The 15,137-nt window shown below is 54.7% G+C and carries 12 protein-coding genes; 7 read left to right on the forward strand and 5 right to left on the reverse strand.

Features of this window, described 5'->3' with window-relative positions:
• Window positions 1-2: 2 nt before the first annotated feature.
• Together malQ and HPC37_RS06910 are read left to right on the forward strand one after the other, a co-directional pair.
• A complete protein-coding gene (gene malQ, locus HPC37_RS06905; protein ID WP_345790017.1) occupies window positions 3-2,069 on the forward strand; it encodes a 4-alpha-glucanotransferase in 2,067 nt (688 codons plus the stop codon).
• Between the two features lie 73 nt (window positions 2,070-2,142).
• Window positions 2,143-3,099 carry a lactate/malate family dehydrogenase gene (locus HPC37_RS06910; protein WP_208122435.1) on the forward strand — a complete coding sequence of 319 codons (957 nt, stop codon included), beginning with the start codon at window positions 2,143-2,145 and terminating at the stop codon, window positions 3,097-3,099.
• A gap of 55 nt (window positions 3,100-3,154) precedes the next feature.
• On the opposite strand, the gene HPC37_RS06915 is transcribed toward HPC37_RS06910, so the two are convergent.
• Window positions 3,155-3,544, reverse strand: a complete 390-nt coding sequence (locus HPC37_RS06915; protein WP_208122436.1) for a RidA family protein — start codon at window positions 3,542-3,544, stop codon at window positions 3,155-3,157.
• 30 nt (window positions 3,545-3,574) lie between these two features.
• Window positions 3,575-4,579 (reverse strand): ornithine carbamoyltransferase, encoded by a 1,005-nt coding sequence (argF, locus tag HPC37_RS06920; RefSeq protein WP_282435397.1) that lies wholly within the window; start codon window positions 4,577-4,579, stop codon window positions 3,575-3,577.
• Between the two features lie 188 nt (window positions 4,580-4,767).
• On the opposite strand from argF, the gene HPC37_RS06925 reads away from it, so the two are divergent.
• The 5 genes from HPC37_RS06925 to HPC37_RS06945 all read left to right on the forward strand — a co-directional run bounded on the left by HPC37_RS06925 (window position 4,768) and on the right by HPC37_RS06945 (window position 11,784).
• Complete coding sequence (locus HPC37_RS06925) at window positions 4,768-5,778, forward strand: Fe(3+) ABC transporter substrate-binding protein (RefSeq protein WP_208122438.1); 1,011 nt, start codon at window positions 4,768-4,770, stop codon at window positions 5,776-5,778.
• Window positions 5,779-5,832: 54 nt separating this feature from the next.
• Entirely contained in the window at window positions 5,833-7,473 is a 1,641-nt protein-coding gene (locus tag HPC37_RS06930) for an ABC transporter permease (protein ID WP_208122439.1), read from the forward strand.
• A 1-nt stretch (window position 7,474) separates the two neighbouring features.
• On the forward strand, window positions 7,475-8,515 hold the full coding sequence (locus HPC37_RS06935; RefSeq protein ID WP_208122440.1) for an ABC transporter ATP-binding protein: 1,041 nt from the start codon (window positions 7,475-7,477) through the stop codon (window positions 8,513-8,515).
• A gap of 88 nt (window positions 8,516-8,603) precedes the next feature.
• Complete coding sequence (locus HPC37_RS06940) at window positions 8,604-11,123, forward strand: class I adenylate cyclase (protein WP_208122441.1); 2,520 nt, start codon at window positions 8,604-8,606, stop codon at window positions 11,121-11,123.
• A 31-nt stretch (window positions 11,124-11,154) separates the two neighbouring features.
• Entirely contained in the window at window positions 11,155-11,784 is a 630-nt protein-coding gene (locus HPC37_RS06945) for a response regulator (RefSeq protein ID WP_208122442.1), read from the forward strand.
• Window positions 11,785-11,798: 14 nt separating this feature from the next.
• Here HPC37_RS06945 and HPC37_RS06950 read toward each other — a convergent pair whose 3' ends face one another.
• Genes HPC37_RS06950 through HPC37_RS06960 form a run of 3 tightly spaced genes read right to left on the reverse strand, consistent with a single transcriptional unit; the run spans window position 11,799 to window position 15,128 of the window.
• A complete protein-coding gene (locus HPC37_RS06950; protein WP_208122443.1) occupies window positions 11,799-12,899 on the reverse strand; it encodes an aminotransferase class V-fold PLP-dependent enzyme in 1,101 nt (366 codons plus the stop codon).
• Entirely contained in the window at window positions 12,899-13,783 is an 885-nt protein-coding gene (locus HPC37_RS06955) for a phosphotriesterase family protein (protein ID WP_208122444.1), read from the reverse strand. Before HPC37_RS06955 ends, HPC37_RS06950 begins: the two co-directional genes overlap by 1 nt.
• A 1-nt stretch (window position 13,784) precedes the next feature.
• Window positions 13,785-15,128 carry a YhfT family protein gene (locus tag HPC37_RS06960; protein WP_208122445.1) on the reverse strand — a complete coding sequence of 448 codons (1,344 nt, stop codon included), beginning with the start codon at window positions 15,126-15,128 and terminating at the stop codon, window positions 13,785-13,787.
• Window positions 15,129-15,137: the final 9 nt, after the last annotated feature.

The raw sequence follows: 15,137 nt of genomic DNA on the forward strand, positions 1-15,137 counted from the left end.
GCGTGGCAAAGCAACAGGCATTGAACAAAAAACGGCTGGCGCAATTGGGCATTATCCCGTCATTTTATGATGGGCGGGGGCTTAAGCAAAAGCCGAATCCGTTGGTGGTGAAATCGATTTTACACTGTTTGGGCGCGGCGGTGAAGAACACCTTGTTGCCCTCCACCGTGGTGTTTTATGCCGAGCAGCCTAAATATGTGCGCCTGGCCGCCCACCACGGTGCGCTGCACGGGCACTGGCAGCTCACGTTGGAAGACGGGCAAACGCTGCACGGGCGGGTGAAAAAAAGCGGCATTATGCTGCCACGCGACTTAGCGCTGGGCTATCATCAGCTGAGCATAAAGTGCGGTCGGCAAGCCGGCCTCTGCCGCGTGATTGTCGCCCCTCAGCGCTGTTATCAAGCGCCGGCGTTGTCGCGCCAAAAGCACTTGTGGGGCACCAGCTTGCAGCTTTACACCCTCAAATCCGAGCGCAACTGGGGCGTGGGGGATTTCACGGATTTACTGGCGTTTATGGCTTCATTCGCGCGCCACGGTGGCGATTTTGTTGGGCTCAACCCCACTCACGCGCTGTTCCCAGCCTTTCCTGATGCCGCCAGCCCGTACAGCCCATCGTCGCGCCAGTGGCTAAATATAATTTACATCGATGTCGCCGCCATTCCTGAATTTGCCGACAGTGCGGCGGCCATGGCGTGGCTAAACGCGCCTGACACGCAAGCCAAACTTGCCGCCGTGCGCGCAACCGATTGGGTGGATTATCCCAGCGTGATGGCGCTCAAATTGCACGGGCTGCGCTTAGCGTTTGACGCATTCAATGCCAGCGCCAGTGACGCGCGCCAAGGGCAATACCGCACTTTTGTCACTCAAGGTGGCGAGAGCTTGCGTGCGCAAGCCACGCTGGATGTCATGCTCGCCCACTTTGCGCCTGCAACCAACCACGGCTGGCAGAGCCTGCCGGCTGAATTTCAGGATTTCACCTCAAGTGCCACAGCGCAGTGGATTGCCGGGCACCAAAGTGCGGTGGATTTTTATGCCTGGGTGCAGTGGGTGGCCGCCGAGCAGCTCGCCCAATGCCAACGCCAGAGCACCATGGCGCTGGGGCTTTATCGCGATTTGGCGGTGGGTGTCAGCCCCGTGGGGGCGGAAACTTGGCACAACCCGCAGGCTTATAGCCTCAACGCCACCATTGGCGCGCCGCCTGACGCGCTGGCACCACAGGGGCAAAACTGGTGCTTGGCGCCGTTCAACCCCCATGCGCTGGCCGCCCAAGGCTTTCAGCCGTTTATTGACATGCTGCGCGCGAATATGCGTGATTGCGCCGCGCTGCGCCTTGATCATATTATGTCGCTGCTGCGGCTGTGGTGGATCAAGCAAGGTGAAGGTGCGGTCAACGGCGTGTACGTCCGTTACCCAGTCGACACCCTTTTGGCGATTCTCGCGCTGGAAAGCCAGCGCCATCAGTGCATGATTATCGGCGAAGATTTAGGCACCGTGCCCAAAGCCATCCAAAGCAAATTGCAACGCGCGGGCGTGTTTTCTTACAAAGTGCAGTATTTTGAATTTGACGTGCAAGGCCAAAGCCGCGCGCTGGGCGATTATCCGTATCAAGCCATGGCCACGCTCAGCACCCACGATTTGCCGACCATTTATGGCTACTGGACGGGCAGCGACATCACAATTGGGCAGCAGTTTGGCGTGTTTCCATCCGAGCAAGTGCTCAAGCGTGTGCAATTTGAGCGCCGTTATGCCAAAGAGAAGATCCTCGCACGCCTGCGCGAGGCGGGGGTGGCCATCCCCGAGGAGGTCAGTGCCGAGCTCAACTCACCGTGCCCGCACGCGTTTGTTTATGCCTTGCAGCGTTATATGAGCGGCGTGAACAGCGCGTTGTTGACTTTGCAGGTGGAAGATTGGCTGGTGATGGAAAAACCCGTCAACATCCCAGGTACCGATAAAGAATACCCAAACTGGCGGCGCAAACTCAGCCGCACCATAGGCGAGATCTTTGCCGATACGCAGGTGCAAACGCTGCTTGAGGCCATTAGCACCGCGCGGCGTGAAAAGTGCGGTTAGCCCTTGCTCGCTACGAACCCAGTTTATAAAATGACGTAAAAATAAAACATAACATCAAAGTAGGAACTCAATTATGAAAATCTCTGTCATCGGCGCTGGCGCAGTCGGCGTTGAAATCTGTAATTTTGTGTTAAACCTCGGTGAATGCAGCGAGCTGGTGCTGGTTGATCTCAACCGCGAGCGCTGCCAAGGTGAGCAAATTGACTTTAGCCACATGAGTGCGCTGACATTCGCCAAAAACACCCACGTGGTCAGCGGCGATTATGCCGACACCGCTGGCAGCGACATCATTGTGATCACCGCCGGTGCCCAAATCAAAGTGGGGCAAGACAGGCTCGATATTGCGCAAATCAATGCCAAAATTGGGGTTGAGATCGCCCAGGAGCTGGAGAAATATTCCCCCGAGGCGATTTTAATTGTGGTGACAAATCCGTGTGATATTGTCACCCACTTTATCACCTGCAACACCGCTTACCCGCGCGATCGCGTGATCAGCTCAGGTTGTGTGATCGACAGCGCACGATTGATGAAATTGGTGGCCGATAAAGTGCAAATTGACCCGAAAAATATTTTTGGCTTTATCATCGGCGAGCACGGTGCCAACAGCATTTTGCCGTGGAGCTTGATGAACATCGCCGGCCAAAAAGTGGAAGATTTTTGCCGCAATAACGGCTACCCACTGATTGACCCCATCGAGCAGCTCAACGAGGTGAAACAAGAGGGCCTGCGCGTGTTTGCCATGAAGCTCAACACCAACCACGGCATCGCTGCCAGCGTGTTTCGCATTATCCGCGCGATCACCATCAACGAGCACTCCATGCTGCCGGTGGGCACCACGCTCGATGGCGAATACGGCATTCACAACGTGGCGCTCAACGTGCCGATGATTGTCGCCCGCAATGGCATTGAAAAAATCCCAACCTACACCTTCACCGCACAAGAGATGCAAGAGTTGCAACATTGCGCGCAAAACCTGCGCAAAGTGGCTGAAAGCGTGGCCGAGCAAACGGGCTTGAAAGCGGATCTCTAAGCATAAAAAACCGCACTTTTCTTAAAGTGCGGTTTGATGCAACAGTGCGGTGATATTAGCCGCGCACGGCAATCACTTCAATTTCAACGCCAACATCTTTTGGCAGGCGGGCAACCTCAACGCAGGAGCGCGCAGGGTAGCTTGGGTGATGATTTTCTTGGAAGAACGCTTGATATTCCGCGTTGACGGTGGCGAAATCGTCCATGTTTTTGACAAACACGGTGGTTTTGATGATGTCTTTCACCGCAAGGCCTGCTTGCTCGATGATCGCTTTAACATTTTCAAGCGATTGGCGAGTTTGCGCTTTGATGCATTCAGGCACTTCGCCAGTTTGTGGGTTGACTGGAATTTGGCCGGATGTGATCACCAAATTGCCCAAGTCGTAGGCCTGTACATAAGGGCCGATCGCAGCCGGGGCGTTGTCGGTATGAATAACGTTGCTCATGGTTTTCTCCTTGTGAAAATAAAAGTGCGGTCACAGCTCGCCGAGGGTGGCGACCATCACCGCTTTAATGGTGTGCATGCGGTTTTCCGCTTCGTCAAACACAATTGAGGCGCTGGATTCAAACACCTCATCACTCACTTCAAGGCCGTTTAAGCCGTATTTTTCCGCCATCGCGCGGCCGATTTTGGTTTCGCTGTCGTGAAAGGCCGGCAGGCAGTGCATGAATTTCACATTCGCATTGCCGGTTAAATCCAGCAACGCCTGATTGACTTGATAAGGGCGCATCAAGGCAATGCGCTCATCCCACGCCTCCATCGGCTCGCCCATGGAAACCCACACATCGGTGTAGATAAAATCAACGTCTTTCACGCCCTCTTCAATACTTTCCGTGCAGGTGATTGTCGCCCCTGTTTGCTCGGCCATGTCAGCAACTTCCTCTAAAAGTGCGGTTTCAGGGAAAAAGCGCTTTGGCGCCACCAAGCGTAAATCGAGCCCCATCAGTGCGGCGCCTTCAACAAACGAGTTGCCCATGTTGTTGCGCGCATCGCCTAGATAAGCGAGTTTCATCTCGCTGAGCTTTTTGCCATTGCCGTGCTCGAGCATGGTGAGGAAATCGGCCAAAATTTGAGTCGGGTGAAATTCATCGGTCAAGCCGTTCCACACCGGCACGCCGGCGTGCTCGGCCAAGGTCTCCACCAGCGTTTGGCCATAGCCGCGGTATTGAATGCCGTCATACATCCGCCCGAGCACGCGCGCGGTGTCTTTCATCGACTCTTTATGCCCAATTTGTGAGCCGCTTGGGCCGATGTAACTGACTTGCGCCCCTTGGTCAAAGGCGGCCACCTCAAAGGCGCAGCGGGTGCGGGTGGAGGTTTTTTCAAAAATCAAGGCGATATTTTTGCCTTTTAGCGTTTGCTGCTCGCGTTTGGCTTTTTTGTCGGCCTTGAGTTTGGCTGAGAGATCTAAAAGTGCGGTGATTTCATCCGGCGTGAAATCCATCAAGCGTAAAAAATGACGATTTTTGAAGGCATGCAAGTCCACAGCGGTCTCCTAAAAGCGAGTAAGATTTTGAAAATTGTATCATATTCTCACCGAGAAACTACGGCAATGTAAAAAATTCACCGCACTTTTAAATTTTGTTTGAAAATGAGAGTGATTTTTATTACATTTAAGGCGCTGTATATCTTTTCATATTAACGTTCTTTTAGTCTTAGGAGACATTAATGAAGAAAACCTCTATTGCATTAGCTTTAACCGCACTTGTTGCAACCTCCGCTATGGCGGCTGAAGAAGTGAACGTCTATTCTTATCGCCAGCCATATTTGATTGAACCTATCTTGAAAAACTTTGAAAAAGACACTGGCGTGAAAGTCAACTTGATCTTTGACAACAAAGGCTTAGTTGAACGCCTTAAACGCGAAGGCGAGCTGAGCCCTGCCGATGTGGTGTTGACGGTTGACATCAGCCGTGTGATGGAAGTGGTGAACGAAGGCTTGGCACAAGCGGTGAAAAGCGATGTGCTAGAGAGCAACATCCCTGCGCAATACCGCGATTCAGGCAACCAATGGTTTGCCTTGACCACCCGCGCACGTGCGATCTACTCCTCCAAAGAGCGCGTGGGCAAATTGCCGGCGAGCTTCACCTACGAAGACTTAGCCAACCCGAAACTCAAAGGCAAAGTGTGTGTGCGCTCAGGCAAACACCCGTATAACTTGTCCTTGCTCGCCTCGATCATCGCCCACGACGGCGAAGCGAAAGCCAAAGCCTGGCTCGAAGGTTTGAAAGCGAACCTTGCGCAAAAACCACAAGGTGGTGACCGTGACCAAGTGAAAGCCATCAAAGAAGGTGTGTGTGATTACTCCTTGGGCAACAGCTACTACTTCGGCAAAATGCTTGAAGACGACAAACAACGCAGCTGGGCCGAGGCGGTTTACATCAACTTCCCGAACCAAGAAACCACCGGCACTCACGTGAACATCTCTGGTGCGGCGGTGGCCAAACACGCGCCAAACAAAGCCAACGCTGTGAAATTGTTGGAATACTTAAGCAGCGACGACGCCCAGCACCAATATGCTGAGCTCAACCATGAATACCCAGTGAAAGAAGGCATTGAGCCGTCTAAACTGGTGCAATCCTGGGGCAGCTTCAAAGCGGATAAACTGCCGCTTGAGAAAATCGCGGACAACTACAAAAAAGCCGTTAAATTGGTTGATGAAGTCAACTTTGACCTGTAATGGCCAAGCAAGAGGCTGCGCGAGTGGGCGCAGCCTTTTTAATGGGTTGAATTCATGAACGCAATCAAGCGAAGTGCGCTTTGGCTGCTGCTGGCGGCCTTTGTGCTGCCGATTTTTGCCATTGGCTATCAAGCACTCAGTGGTGATGCGCCGAGCATGAGCCACTTGTGGCAAACGGTGATGGCGGTGTATATCCAAAACTCGCTGCTGCTGGTGCTTGGCACCGTGGCGTTGAGCGTGCTTTTTGCCCTGCCGTGCAGCTACTGGCTGTCGCTTTATCACTTCCCGACCTCGCGCGTGCTGCAGTGGCTGCTTTGCCTGCCGCTGGCGTTGCCGCCGTATTTGCTCGGCTATCTTTATACCGACTTGCTCGACTACCCAGGGCCGGTGCAGCGCTTTTTGCGCGCCACCTTTGGCTGGAGCAGCTCGGCGGACTATTTTTTCCCGAATATTCGCTCCCTTGGCGGCGCCTGCGTGGTGCTGGCGTTGGTGCTTTATCCGTATCTGTTTTTGCTCACCCGCATCGCCTTTATGGATTTGTCGCAAAACCTCCACCACAGCGCCAAGCTCCTTGGCGTGCGCGGCTGGGCGCTGTTTCGCAAAGTCACCTTGCCGATGATCCGCCCGGCGATCGCAACAGGCTGCGCGCTGGTGGCGATGGAAACGTTAGGCGATTTTGGCACGGTCAGTTACTTCGCTGTGCCAACACTCACCACCGCGATTTACGACACTTGGCTGGTGCTGGGCGATTTGGCCAGTGCTAGCCGCATCTCCTTGCTGATGCTCACACTGGTGTTTGCCCTGCTGGCCTTTGAGCGTTACAGCCGGCGGCTGCAAAAGCGCTATCAGCGCGGCTTTGAGCAGCCGATAACCAAAGTGCGGTTGCGCGGCTGGCGGTTGTGGCTGGCGCTGGCGTATTGCTGGGGCTTGATTGCCTGCGCGGTGATGATCCCACTGGCGAAATTGCTCTATTGGGCTTATTTTTATTTTGAACAATCGTGGCAAGATGCTTTTTGGCGCTATGCCTTCAACAGCGTGAAAGTCTCCGCCTTTGCGGCGATATTGAGTGTGCTGACCGCACTTTTATTGCTCTTTTTTGTGCGCAAGCGCAGCCTCAACCAGCGGCCAAGTGCCAGCACCGCCGCCGTGGTGCCGCTGGCCTCAATGGGTTATGCCATCCCCGGCACCGTGCTTGGCATTGGGCTTTTGATCCCGCTTACAGGAGCTGATCACCTGCTTAACCACGGCTTAAAAAGCCTTGGGCTGCCGCTACTTGGGCTGATTTTCAGCGGCTCGATTTTTGCCTTGGTGTATGCCTACATCATCCGCTTTTCGGTGATGAGCTTGGGCAGCATCAACGCCGCGCTCGATAAAATCCCGCCGTCGCTGGATATGGCGGCCAACACCCTTGGCGTGCAGGGCGTGAAAATGCGCCTGCGGGTACACTTCCCGCTGCTGCGCAAGGGCATTTTGACCGCACTTATCTTGGTGTTTTTAGAGAGTATGAAAGAGCTCAATGCCTCGCTGTTGCTGCGGCCGTTTAATTTCGACACCCTCGCCACCCACGTGTTCACCCTCACCTCCGACGAGCAGCTTGAGCAAGCCTCGCTCTCGGCGCTGTTTTTGGTGCTGGTGGGCATGGTGCCAGTGATTTTTTTAACCCGCGCGATGTTATCCAAGCGCCATGGGAGCTGACATGACCGACTTATTAACGATAAACAGCCTAAACGTGCGCTACCAAAACACCCCCGTGCTGGAAAACCTCGATTTGCAGCTCAAGCGCGGCGAGATTTTATGCCTGCTTGGCGCCAGTGGCTGCGGCAAAACTACCTTGCTCAAAGCCATCGCCGGCCTGATTGACGCCGACGGCGCGATTGTGCTCAACGGCCAAAACGTCAGCCACAAAGCCAGCGCCGACCGCGGTGTGGGCTTGATCTTCCAAGATTACGCGCTCTTCCCGCACTTGACGGTGGCACAAAACATCGCCTTTGGCTTAAGCGCACTCAACGCCCAACAGCGAGAAGACACAGTGGCAGAAATGCTCAATTTGGTGGGGCTGGGGGCATTTCGTGACAAGTTCCCGCATCAGCTGTCTGGCGGGCAGCAGCAGCGGGTGGCGATTGCCCGCTCGCTGGCGTGCCGGCCGCAATTGCTGCTGCTCGATGAGCCGTTTTCCAACATCGACACCCAAGTGCGGTTGCAATTGATTGAAGAGATCAAAAGCATTTTGAAATCCCAATCAATGGCGGCGATTTTTGTCACCCACAGCAAGGAAGAGGCCTTTTTGTTTGCCGACACCCTCGCGCTAATGGCCCACGGGCGCATTGTGCAAACAGGCAGCCCAAGCGCGCTGTATCAACACCCCAATAGCCGCTTTGTGGCCGAGTTTTTAGGCCATGGGGATTATTTGCCCGTGCAAGTCACGAGTTCACACAGCCTTTCAAGCCCCGTCGGTGAGCTGCATTTTGACAACGCGCTACACAAAGCCGACCAAAGTGCGGTCAAGGTCGGCGAGTCGCTCGATTGCTTGGTGCGCGCGCAGCAATGGCAAGTGCGTGAGTGCCCAACGGGCGCCGGCGAGGTGGTGAAATCGCGCTTTTTAGGCCACACCTTTGCCTTGGAGATTGCCTTTGCTGGCCAAACGTGGCTGGCCTACACCAACGCGCCACAGGCCGTGGGCACACGCGTGGCACTTGAGGCGAGCTTAGCGCGCGCGATTTTATTCGACAAAAAGTGAGGGGCGCTTTACCCCTTTGTGATTAAGTGCTACTCTTAAAGCAATATCTGTAGGGCAGATAGTTTTTCAATTGTAGTGAGAGCATTATTTGAGTCGTTATCTGGAATCCGCCAAAGCCTTAGTCGCTGAGTTGGACCAGCGCCGTTTTCAGCGCGCGCTGGAGGGCAACTCGGCGGAGTTTTGCCATGTCTTTCAACTCATCACGTTGCTGCTTGACCTCAACCACCCCGCCTTGCCAGGCTTTGTTGACGGTGCACCTTCAGGCATCACAGGTTTTGAGCTTAGTGAATACCAGCGCCACTACTTGCACACCATTGTGCCCAATAGCACCTATCCTGATGATTTCCTCGCCGCCTGTGCCGATGCGCGCCAAGCGTCGCCTATTTTGGGCGTTTATGCCATGGGTTCAACCGGCTCCATTACGCAAAATAGCCAATCGGATCTCGACATCTGGGTGTGTTTGACAGCGGATTTGAGCGCGCAGGGGCGGGCGGCGCTGTCGCAAAAAACCGCACTTTTACAAAAATGGGCGCAGGCGATGAAAGTGGAGATGAATTTTTACCTGCTGGGTGAAAATCACTTTCGCAACGCGACCTATTCCACTGTGCTCAGCACCGAGCACTGCGGCAGCAGCCAATACGTGCTGTTGCTAGAAGAGTTTTACCGTTCCGTGATTCGCTTGGCGGGCAAGCCGCTGTTGTGGCTGCATATGCCGATCAACAATGAAGAATACTACGACAAAGCGGTGGAAAAATGGATTGAAGAGGGCAAAATTCAGCGCGACGAGTGGGTTGATTTCGGCGGGCTAGGGGCGCTGTCGGCAGACGAATATTTTGGCGCGACCTTGTGGCATTTGTACAAAGGGGTGGATTCGCCCTATAAATCGGTGATCAAAATCCTGCTGCTTGAGGCGCTGATGGCGGAGTACCCGTACCCAGCGCTGATTTCCAAGCAATTTAAGCAACAATTGCTCTCAGGCGAGCAGCCCGATCACTTTTTTGACCCGTATTTGGCGATGCTGCAAAAAGTCAGCGACTATTTGCGATCGATCGACGATCACTATCGACTGGATTTGGTGCGCCGCTGTTTTTACATCAAAGCCAACCGCGATTTTGCCGCCGCACCGCTGCAAAAAAGCTGGCGCTATCAACAACTCCAGCGTTTTGCCCATCAGTGGCATTGGTCGGCGCGCGATGTGCAAATGCTCAACAACCACGGGCATTGGAAGATCAAGCAAGTTAACCGCTTTTACCACGCGCTGGTGGCGGTGTTTATGCAAAGTTACCGCAATTTAATCACCTTTGCCCGCCGGCAAAAAATCTCCGCTGACCTCATGCCGGAGGATATTGGCATTTTAACCCGCAAGCTCTACACCGCCTTTGAGGTGCTGCCTGGCAAGGTGACGCTGTTTAACCGCCAAATTGTTGATAACATGACCGAAGATCACCTGATGTTTGTGCAGGTGCACAACTCAAGTGCGGTCAAAGACGGCTGGTATCTGTTCAACACCGCGCCGAATCAGATCATTGAATCGACCGATCGCTATGTCGAATACGCACCGCACTTGGGCAAACTGGTGGCGTGGGCCTATTTCAATGGGCTGTTGGGCGCAAAAACGCGGCTGCATATCCGCAGCCGTGATGTCAGCTTGGCAAAATTGCAGCAATTTGTCACCGACTTGCGCTTGTCTATCGCACAATCGGCGCCGCCGCCGAGCAATGATGATTTCAGTCACCCGTGCGAGCTGCGTAACTTGTTTGTGGCGGTCAATCTCACCCACGACCCGACCGAGCACATCATCGGCAATGAACGCCGCAGCGTGCAGGCCAATGATTTGTTCAATTTCGGGCCTGAACAAACCTGCCTGTTAGGCAGCATGACGCTGATTTATCGCAACCGTTGGAATGAAATCCGCACGCTCCACTTTGAAGGCCAGCACGCCATTTTAAACTGCCTGAAAGTGCTCGCCCACAAAGTCCACTGCAGCGCCTCGCCGCTGGAAAGCGTGCAAGTGTGCTGTTATAGCAAGCGCTACCGCGACGAAATGCTCGCCACCACTGAAAAGCTGGTCGACAAATGCATCCGCGCGCAGGTGAGCATGGTGCTAAACAAACGCTCAATTAACCGATTGCAAGTGGCTGGCAAAGTGTGGAATTTTTCTTACGAAACCCGTGGGCTGAAAATTCAAGAAGATGGCACCAACAATGGCGTGCCCAACAGCACACCGCTTAAGCACAGCACCCACAAATACCACTTCCCACGCGCGATTGGGGATTTTGCCAGCGAGGGCTTTTTGCAGTTCTTTTTTGAAGACAACAGCGACGGCAGTTTCAACGTGTATATCCTCGATGAGCGCAACAACCCTGAAATTTATTACCGCTGCAGAGATGAAAAAGAAGAAAAAATCAAAGAAATCAATCGTCTTTACACCATGGAGCGCTACAACAGCGTCTCGCAAGCCGATTGTTGCAGCTTCAATTACCCGCAATTTTATCAGCTGATTTTCGACCAAAGCGGGCAGGAGAAAATTGTGCCATTTCGCAGCCAACAACACTTGCGCTTTCAAGGCGGCGAGAAAATTACCCCGTTTAGCGCAAACGCGCTATAATGCCCCATCAACGCACAACACAGGAAGCACTATGTCACAGCAATACCGCACTTTGATCATCGACGACCACCCACTTATGCGTCGCGGTATGACGCAACTGCTGGAGCTTGAAAGCGAATTTGACGTGGTGGGGGAGGCCAGCAGCGGGCTTGAAGGCATCCGCCTGGCGCACAGCCTCAACCCTGATTTGATTATTTTAGACCTCAACATGAAAGGCCTCTCTGGCCTTGAAACCCTGCAACAGCTGCGCCAAGACGGCATTGACGCGCGGGTGGCGATTTTGACCGTATCTGACGCCAAAGCCGACATCTATGCCCTGGTGGACGCCGGTGCCGACGGCTATTTGCTCAAAGACAGCGAGCCTGAGCAACTGTTGAAACAAATTCAGCAAATCGCCCAAGGGCAGGTGACCTACAGCGACGAGGTGCAAGCACTTTTACACCAGCGCCAACACTCGCCCGAGCCACTGCTCTCGCTCACCGACCGCGAAGGCGACGTGCTCGAGCTGGTCGCCAAAGGGATGTCGAACAAACAGATCGCCGATATTTTGTTTATATCGGAAGAAACCGTCAAAGTCCACATCCGCAACCTGCTGCGCAAGCTCAACGTCAACTCCCGCGTGGCCGCCACCGTGCTGTACCTGCAATATAAAGGCGTTTAAAACACAAAGTGCGGTCAAACCGCACTTTGGCTTTCCACCGCTTGAATACTCTCTTTTAAAATCCGAATCACCGTGTCGGCGCCGCTGCGATTGGGGTTGATGCGGATTAATGTTTCCCGCGCATTTGGATTTTCGGCTAAAAAGGTGCCAGAGACGCGGTAAAACAGTGGCGGCAACTCGTATTTTGACTCCGCGCCCACAGGGTAGCCGAGTGCGCCGAGGCGCGTGGCGTGTGCAATCACCGCCGGGGCAATGGGTTTTGCCAGCTCGACAATCACCACCTTGGATTGGGCATTGACGATATAAGCGCTTTTCACCTGCGGGCATTCGCCTTGGTTAAGCCGTGCGGCAATGTGCTCGCCTTGCGCGCTGGCGATGGCGTGCATCACCGGCGCAAACACCATGCCGCGCAGCACCGCGAGTGCCTGCCAGCCTTGGATTTGGCAGCCGCCGGAATAGAGCGTTTGCTTAATCGCGTCAACCGCACTTTTCGCCCCCACTGCCACGCCCACGCCTTCAGGGCCGAAAAGTTTAAAGCTCGAAAAAGTCGACAGCGTCGCGCCGAGCTCACAGCCGATGGCGGGCACTTTGAGCGTGGCGTAATTATCATCAATCAGCGTAGCCACGCCGCGTTGTGCGCACTGGGCAATCACCTCGCCTAGGGCATAACGGTCTTGCGGTTGCTGGCGGGTGTGTTGAATCAGCACCAAATCGGGCTTGTGCGTATCAAGGGCATGCGCCAATGCGCTGGGGGTGTTGAAATCCGCCTGCACCAGTTTGCAGCCGAGTTGATCGATACTGACTTGGCTGGTGGGGTAAATCGGCGCTTGGTGGGCAAGCAACGTGCCCTTGCGCGTGAGCAATGCATTGAGCCCCGCGCGCAATGCGCCCGTGCCGGCCCCTTGCAGCAAAACCGCACTTTCTGCCTTGAAAAACGCTGCCAGCACCTGCTCAACGCGCGCGGTGGTGGCGGGCTGATGGCACTCGGGCACGAGCCCTAAATCGGCGTGCAAAAAGTCACTGTTGGGGAAAAAGCGCGTGATGCAATCAACCAGGGCGAATTGCTTGGCTTGCGCTTGTTCCAAGGTGAGGCTGGTTAACGGATAGGCGTGCATCACAGGGCTCCTAAAATACGGTTAGGGTTGTCTTGCAGCACGATGAGCACGTCGCGCTCGCTCACGCCGCGTTCATAGAGCAGCGGCACAAAGTGCGTGAAGAGATAATCATAGCCAATGCCGCCGTGGCGCTTGAGGTGCGATTTGCGCGTGATGTCCATCGAGAGCAACAATTGGCGGGCAAAACCGCACTTTATCGCCTCACTGAAGAGATCGGCGCGCAGTTCATCACTTTGATACGCCAGCTTGCCGATGGTGTCAAACTCCACCCACGCGCCGCGATCCAGCAAGCGGAAGAGGTAATCGCGATCGCCGGCCAAATCGGTGTGGCCAAGAATGACCTTTTCCGCGCTCACGCCAAAGCGAGCGAAGAGATCAAGCTGCTCAAGGCCAAAGCGGCCAAGGGAGGTGTGGGTGGTGATGAGTTTGCCGGTGGCAAGGCAGGCCAGTGCGGCGGCGTGCAGCAGCTTGTGCTCATCGTCACTGATGCCGTCAAAGCCGCTGCCGACCTCGCCGATGATTTGCGCCTTGCGGGTGTAGCGCGCGCCGGTTTCATCACACAGCCCGCGCTCAATCTCTGCAATAAAGCGCTCAGCAAGCTGCTCGGCGCTTAAGGCGTGGAACCACGGTGGCAAAAACGGCGCTTTGTAGCAGCCCGTGGCGGAGACGACTTTGACCGCACTTTGGCGTTCAACCTCCTCAACATAAGCGATATTGCGCCCCATGCCAAGGTTGGTGACATCCACAATGCGGCTCACGCCATGGCGCTTGAGCGCGTGCAGCTCCTCGACCTGCGCGTCAAGGTCGTTTAAAAAGCAATCCTCGTTTTGCTTGACCGCACTTAAGTCTATGTGCAGGTGCTCGTGCATTAGGGTGAATGTCATATCAGCCTAACCCCACCACAGCCAAAATATTGGCGACAATGCCTACCACGATAGTGGCGATCGGGCCGATGGCCATTTCAACCAATGGCCGTTTTGACGTGCGGTTGAGCAGATAAATCGCCGCCACAATCATAAAGCCCATGCCAGGCAAAATGGCATTGGAGGCAATCATACCGCCGACGAGCAATGCCACTTCGAGCATTTTGGTGATCGCGGTGCGGATGTGGTCGCCACAGGCTTTCACACCTGGGTATTTATCGAGCCAAATGGCCACGCTGGCAAGCAGTTTTACCTCCAGCAGCATAATCACACAGCCGGCGACAAACGCGATGATCGGGTTGTCGATGGCAAGGCCAGCGACAAAGATAAATTTCATCCCATCAGGGGAGTAAACGCCCGTTGCAATGGCGGTGGTGCCCACCAGCGGGATAAAGCTCACCGCGCGGGCAAGGGCGACGAGCAGCGCCGAGGTTTGTTGGTCTTGCGCCATGAGTTGCAGTGACACAGGGCCTTCAGCGAGCAAGCTGTACGGCATCGAGGCGGCAATGGCTGTCAAGCCGCCGCTGAGTGCCAACAGCCATTTGTGTTTTTGAATGCGTTGAATACGTTGTGAAAATAGCCCCACCAGCATTTCGTTGGCGCCCTTTTCACCCTCAGCTTTGGGGGCGGCGCGCTCACGCATGGCAAAATAGAACATCGCGATCATCCCAAACAGCAATGCCACGCCGTTGGGGTCAATGTTCACGGGTTTGCTGTCGACATCAAATTGCACGGCGCCGAGGGATTTGGTCAACAAATAGCCCACGAGTGTGGCAATCAGCACCCAAATGCCTTTTTTATAACCGTATTGATAGCCAATCACCACCGCAGGGAAGATGGAAAAACAGGCGATGATCGGCGCGCCGACTTTGCTCAGTTCATTCATGAAATCCACCGGCATCATGGCAAACAGCTCAACAATGCCTTTTAGGCCGGCGAGCAGCGCCACGCCATAGAGCGCGCCAATCACCCCCGAGGCGATAAAGCCCTTGCGGTTATCTGGCGTCCAGGTGCCGATCACATCGGTGCCAAGCAGCAAACTGTGGACCAAAATAATCGGCGCGGTGAGCGAAAACGGGATGCCAAAGCCAATCACCAGCCCAAAGCTCAAGGCAAAGCTGCTGGCCGCCAAGCCTTTGCGGCTCATGCGCCCTTCAAGGTACTCGGGCACCAAAGGGCGCAGCCCGTCGTGGAACACCGCGATGCCTTTGTTTGCCATCATGGCTGAAATGGCGCCAATCAACGCCATCAAAATCAGTTTGTCTGCTGGAATGGCCAGCAAATTTTGCATGAATGAACCGTCCATAACGCCCCC

Source organism: Spirabiliibacterium mucosae (genome assembly GCF_014884965.1).
In the GTDB taxonomy this organism is placed as follows: Bacteria; Pseudomonadota; Gammaproteobacteria; order Enterobacterales; family Pasteurellaceae; genus Spirabiliibacterium; species Spirabiliibacterium mucosae.

Bases quoted from the DNA above. Each gene is read 5' to 3' on its own strand.
- HPC37_RS06915 (WP_208122436.1), bottom strand. From the start codon at position 3,544: ATGAGCAACGTTATTCATACCGACAACGCCCCGGCTGCGATCGGCCCT.
- HPC37_RS06935 (WP_208122440.1), top strand. From the start codon at position 7,475: ATGACCGACTTATTAACGATAAACAGCCTAAACGTGCGCTACCAAAAC.
- HPC37_RS06960 (WP_208122445.1), bottom strand. From the start codon at position 15,128: ATGGACGGTTCATTCATGCAAAATTTGCTGGCCATTCCAGCAGACAAA.
- HPC37_RS06955 (WP_208122444.1), bottom strand. From the start codon at position 13,783: ATGACATTCACCCTAATGCACGAGCACCTGCACATAGACTTAAGTGCG.
- HPC37_RS06910 (WP_208122435.1), top strand. From the start codon at position 2,143: ATGAAAATCTCTGTCATCGGCGCTGGCGCAGTCGGCGTTGAAATCTGT.
- HPC37_RS06930 (WP_208122439.1), top strand. From the start codon at position 5,833: ATGAACGCAATCAAGCGAAGTGCGCTTTGGCTGCTGCTGGCGGCCTTT.
- HPC37_RS06950 (WP_208122443.1), bottom strand. From the start codon at position 12,899: ATGCACGCCTATCCGTTAACCAGCCTCACCTTGGAACAAGCGCAAGCC.
- HPC37_RS06925 (WP_208122438.1), top strand. From the start codon at position 4,768: ATGAAGAAAACCTCTATTGCATTAGCTTTAACCGCACTTGTTGCAACC.
- HPC37_RS06945 (WP_208122442.1), top strand. From the start codon at position 11,155: ATGTCACAGCAATACCGCACTTTGATCATCGACGACCACCCACTTATG.